A 1,471-nucleotide genomic window follows, 5' to 3' on the forward strand; every position below is an offset into this window, starting at 1 on the left:
GAATCCAGCCAGTGCGACGTGCTCTCCCTCGGGGTGCTGGCGCTGGGTCGCAAGGTTGTCGTCGTCGGGGACGACAAGCAGATCAGTCCGGCGGCGGTCGGCGTCGACCGGTCCCGGGTGTTCCAGCTGATCGAAACGCATCTCCCCGACCTCGAGCAGCGCTCCCTCCTCGATGTCGAGGCCAGCCTCTACGACACCGCCACCAGGGTGTTTCCCGATGTGGTGCTGCTACGCGAACACTTCCGCTGTGTGCCGGACATCATCGAGTTCTCGAACCGTTTCTACGCAGGCAGAATCCTCCCCCTGCGGGAGGACACCGACCTCGGGATCGGCCCCCCGGTCCGCCCCGTCCGCGTTCACGACGGGGTCCGCACCCGCGGACAGTACGGGGACGTCAACGAGCCCGAGGCGCTCGCCGTGGTCCAACAGATTCTCGACTGCCATAACAATCCGGCGTACGACGCAATGACCTTCGGTGTCGTCACTCTGCTCGGGAACGCGCAGGGCCGCCTGATCGAACAGAATCTGCTCGCCGCGCTCGGGAGCGACGAATACGAGGAACGGCGGATCCGGGTGGGTGACCCGTACAACTTCCAGGGCGACGAGCGGGACGTCATCTTCATCTCCGTCGTCGCCGACGACAACCGGTCCGCCGCCACGAAAAAGGCCGACCAGCAGCGGATCAACGTGGCGGCCAGCCGCGCCCGTAACCAGCTCTGGATCTTCCACAGCGTGGATCCGGGCGTGCTGCACGTCGACGACGTGCGCGGCCAGCTTCTTACCTATGCCTACGGCGTCAACGACCCCCGGACGCAGGCCGCCACCCTCGAGGAACAATGCGAGAGCGATTTCGAAAGGCGCGTCCTGCGGGACCTGTTGCGCCGAGGCTACCGGGTACGTCCCCAGTACCCGGTCGGTCACTTCCGCATCGATCTCGTTGTAGAAGGTGAACACGACCGGCTCGCCGTCGAATGCGACGGCGAGCAGTTCCACGGCCCACAACAATGGGACGCCGACCTTCGCCGCCAGCGGGTACTCGAGCGGATGAAATGGAAATTCTGGCGAGTCCGGGGATCGGCCTACTACCGGTACCCGGAGGCCGCCCTTGCCTCGCTGTGGGAGCGACTCGACGAACTCGGCATCCACCCCGCCGCGGCCGCCGCGGTTCCGTCACAGTCACCACCGACCATCCGCGTCGACCCCGTCGACGCACAGGATGCTGAACCCCCGCCGTCCGAGAAGGTCACGCGGTAGCACGGCTCGCCCCCGTCCGACGCCGAGCGCGCTCTCGTCCGCGTAGAACCGGAGCTGGTTCGGATCGGCTGCCACACGTTTTCCGAACTCTATACCGTGGAGCCGGCGGTACGGCGGAAAAGCTCGTAACGGATGGCAGCGTTGACCTGCATCGGACTCAGTTCAAAAAGGTCTGCAACCATCTCGGGAGGGTCACCGGCGCGGACCTGCTCCGCAA

Annotated in this window: 1 protein-coding gene; it reads left to right on the plus strand. The window is 65.9% G+C overall.

Translation table 11 applies throughout. From position 1 onward, the window contains the following. Positions 1–1,254 (plus strand): AAA domain-containing protein (locus DD1DGNOD_RS10925; protein ID WP_131770039.1); only part of this gene is annotated, 1,254 nt, incomplete at its 5' end. Between the last annotated feature and the right edge of the window lie 217 nt (positions 1,255–1,471).

Origin of the sequence: Candidatus Protofrankia californiensis, assembly GCF_900634765.1 — a bacterium.
Classification (GTDB): domain Bacteria; phylum Actinomycetota; class Actinomycetes; order Frankiales; family Frankiaceae; genus Protofrankia; species Protofrankia californiensis.